The sequence below is a fragment of the Kineococcus glutinatus genome, from assembly GCF_039542765.1.
GTDB lineage: Bacteria > Actinomycetota > Actinomycetes > Actinomycetales > Kineococcaceae > Kineococcus_A > Kineococcus_A glutinatus.
The window spans coordinates 1-1,470 of the sequence record NZ_BAABIL010000665.1 but is presented as its reverse complement, the minus strand read 5'-3'; the positions used below and the strand labels follow the sequence as shown (position 1 = coordinate 1,470).

Here is a 1,470-nt window from a genome sequence, read left to right as displayed (position 1 = left end):
GTGCCGCGCGTGGCGGCGCTGCCCGCCGCCCGGGAGGCGGTGCTCGCCGCGGGCTTCGCCGACGTCGAGGTGGACCCGCGCGGTTTCCGCTCCGGGTCGATGAACGCCGGCCTGCCCGACCCCGTGCGCCGGCGCTGAGGCGGCCGGGGCCCGCGTCGCGGCGCCGGGCGTGGGTGTCGGCGCGCGGAGCTAACCTTGTACCCGCGGGTCGCGCCGCGCGGCACCGGAACGTGCCGCGGGCCGTGCCCGCACCCGAGCTGACGCAGTGCCGATCCCGCGCAGGCCGCCCCGGCGGCCCGCCACCCGAGAAGACATCCGAGAAGGTTCCCGTGCCGACTGGCAAGGTCAAGTGGTTCGACGCCGAGAAGGGTTTCGGCTTCCTCGCCGCCGAGGACGGCGCCGAGGTGTTCGTGCACGCCTCCGCGCTCCCGGCGGGCACGACGACGCTGAAGCCCGGCGGCCGCGTGGAGTTCGGCGTCGTGCAGGGCAAGCGCGGCGCGCAGGCCCTGTCCGTGCGCCAGCTGGACCCGCTGCCCTCGGTGGCGCGCGCCACGCGCAAGCCCGCCGACGAGATGGTGGTCATCGTCGAGGACCTCATCAAGCTCCTCGACGGCGTCTCCGGCTCCCTGCGCCGCGACCGCTACCCCGACAAGAGCGCCGCGCACAAGGTCGCGACCGTCCTGCGGGCCGTGGCCGACGACCTGGAGGCGTGATGCCCCTGCCGCAGCCCACCCTCGCCGACACCGCCGCCGCCGGGGCGCCCGCCGCGCCGGCGCGCCCCAAGCGGGCCCGCAAACCCGTCCTGGACCCCGCGGCGGCGGCCGCGGTGGACCTGGCGCGCGCGGCGGCCGAGGAGATCGCCGACCCCGGCTCGGTCGGGGAGCACCTCGGCGCCGCGGTGGAGGGCGACCGGATCGTCGGGCACTCCTTCGCCTGCACCCTGCGCGGGTACCGGGACTGGCGGTGGGTCGTCACCGTCACCCGCGCCTCCCGGGCGCGCAACGTCACCGTCAGCGAGGTGTGCCTGCTGCCCGGGGAGGACGCGCTGCGCGCCCCGGAGTGGCTGCCGTGGTCGCAGCGCCTGCGCCCCGGCGACGTCGGGCCCGCCGACGTGCTGCCCCGCCGCCCCGACGACCCCCTGCTGGAGGAGGGGTACGAGGCCACCGGCGAGGAGGACGCCGACCGCGTCGCGCTGTGGGAGCTGGGCCTGGGCCGGCCGCGCGTGCTGTCCCAGCTGGGCCGCGACGAGGCCGCGGCGCGCTGGTACGAGGGCGACCGCGGCCCGCGCAGCGAGATCGCCGAGAACGCCGGCGCCCCCTGCTCCACCTGCGGCTACTTCCTCGCCGTCGCCGGGTCGCTGCGGCAGGTGTTCGGGGTGTGCGCCAACGGGTGGTCGCCGGAGGACGGGCGCGTCGTGAGCGTCGACCACGGCTGCGGCGCCCACAGCGAGACCGACGTCGAGGCCGTGGC

General features: G+C 77.9%; 2 protein-coding genes. Both read left to right on the top strand.

Annotation, left to right across the window (positions count from 1 at the left end):
* Positions 1 to 329 precede the first annotated feature (329 nt).
* Entirely contained in the window at positions 330 to 713 is a 384-nt protein-coding gene (locus ABEB16_RS19820) for a cold-shock protein (protein WP_345713924.1), read from the top strand.
* Positions 713 to 1,470 (top strand): DUF3027 domain-containing protein (locus ABEB16_RS19815; RefSeq protein ID WP_345713923.1); only part of this gene is annotated, 758 nt, incomplete at its 3' end. The genes ABEB16_RS19820 and ABEB16_RS19815, both read left to right, overlap by 1 nt.